The 1899-nt window shown below is 60.3% G+C and carries 1 protein-coding gene; it reads right to left on the bottom strand.

Annotation, left to right across the window (positions count from 1 at the left end; genetic code table 11):
- Nucleotides 1-36: 36 nt before the first annotated feature.
- On the bottom strand, nucleotides 37-1899 hold a 1863-nt coding region (locus tag AB5Y64_RS13205; protein ID WP_368203975.1), incomplete at its 5' end, for a VCBS domain-containing protein.

Raw genomic sequence — 1899 nt, 5'->3', positions numbered from 1 at the left:
GAACACTCGAGTTAGAAACGGGGTGACGTGAGCGCGTTAAGGATCAGGGTGTTCACGTTGGCCGGAATGGCTGTTCAACTTCGCCGGAATACGCATCGAGTTCGTGGGGGTAAGGCCAAGGATGATGGCCTTGGCTACATCGACCGAAACCCACACCCCGGTCGGATTGGCGGCTGAAGTGGAGAAGGTCACGATATTGACCATGACGCTGCCGTAGGCGCTGTATTTGTCCAGCAGCTCCAACGCGGACTTCTGCATCACCTGCATCCGAGTCATGCCTTGATAGCCCGATGGGTCACCCATACTGCCGGAGATATCGAGGATCAACATCAGATTCGTGTTCTGCACCTGAGTCGCCTGGCCTGCATTGGTAACAGCATTGGCAATGGGGGCATCATCGCTGATCACAACCTGCAGGTTACCCGTGCCACTGTCGCCACTGGCATCCGTAGCCGACACGACGAAACTCGGACCATTCGCTGTATCACTGTTGCCCTGAACGTTGTGAGTCAGCACATTGTCTTTGAGCGTGTAGGTATAGTTCACCGTGTAGACACCGGCTGTGGGGCCGCTGACACCGGTTACCGTCAGCATTCCTTCCGTATTGTTGATCAAGGTCTGACTGCCGCCACTGGTCAAATTGTAAGCCTGCCCACCGATGGTCAAGGTAGTCAGATTTTCCCCCTGGGTGTTGATGGTGAAGCTGCCATTGAATATCTCCGAATTACCACTGGCAGCGGTCCCCTCAGGCAGTCCCTCCTCATCAACCGTCGCATTGCCGATGGTCAATACAGGGACACGGGTATCCTGAGCAATATTGATTGTCAGTGTTGCCGGATCCGTATCACCATCGCCATCTTTGAGCGTGTAGGTAAATACCTCCGAGGCCCCCACGGGAACCGATGCCGCCGTGAGCGTATAACTGTATTCGCCATCCAGCCCCATGGTCAGCGTCCCATACAGCCCGGTCACGGTGAATCCACCGGCAGGATTACTGTCTGAATTGCCGTTCGAGCTCACGACCTGGCTGATTGCCGCACCATCAGCCCCCATGACGTCCACCCCGGCACCGGCTGTACCGCCGATGGTACCCGCCCCGGTAATGACATTCCCCGTCACCGGAGTGAACACACCTTCAGTGGCACTGTCAGCATCATCGTTGGCCGTCGGCACGTCATCCACGATCTGCACGCTCAGGGTGTTCGAGGCCGAGTCCCCGTCGCTGTCCACCAGGCTCACCGCGAAGTCTTCGAACAGGCTGTTGTTGCCGTCCGCCGTCGGGTGCGCCTCGTTGTCGTTCAGGGTGTAGCTGTAGCTCACCAGCCCGGTCGCCGGGTTGTACCCGGTGATGGTCAGGGTGTTGCCCAGCGGCGTGGTCACCCCGCTCAGCGGGAAGCCCGCCACCACCCCGTTCACCACGATGTTGATGCCACCCACGCTCAGGGTCTTCACCCCGTCCGGCGCGCTGATGGTGAAGTCCCCTGTCACCGTGGTCGACTCCTTGCTGCTGTCCGACCCCGCCGACTCATTCGCGCCGCGGGTCGCCAGCAGGTCGTCCTCGTACACCTTCGCATCCCCGCCCTCGCCCTTGGGCGTCAGGTTGGTGATGGTCACCCCGTCATCGTCGTTCTTGATGGTCAGGGTCAGGGTCGCCGTGCTCACGTCTCCGTCCGCATCCGTCAGGGTGTAGGTGAACACTTCGCTGCCCACCCCGCCCCCGGTCAGCGCCTTGAAGTCACCGTCGTTCGGGTTGAGGGTGTAGGTGTAGGCGCCGTTGGCATTGAGCACCAGGCTGCCGTAGGTCCCGCTCAGGGTGCCCGCGGTCACCGCCGCGCCATCCGCCCCCTGCACGTCGTTGGTGATGACGTTGCCATTGAGGACCAGGTTGTTCTCGCTCGC

It is taken from the genome of Aeromonas sp. R5-1 (assembly GCF_040908265.1).
GTDB classification, from domain to species: domain Bacteria; phylum Pseudomonadota; class Gammaproteobacteria; order Enterobacterales; family Aeromonadaceae; genus Aeromonas; species Aeromonas caviae.
The sequence above is the reverse complement of the archived record's forward strand: the minus strand, read 5'-3'. Positions and strand labels throughout refer to the sequence as shown.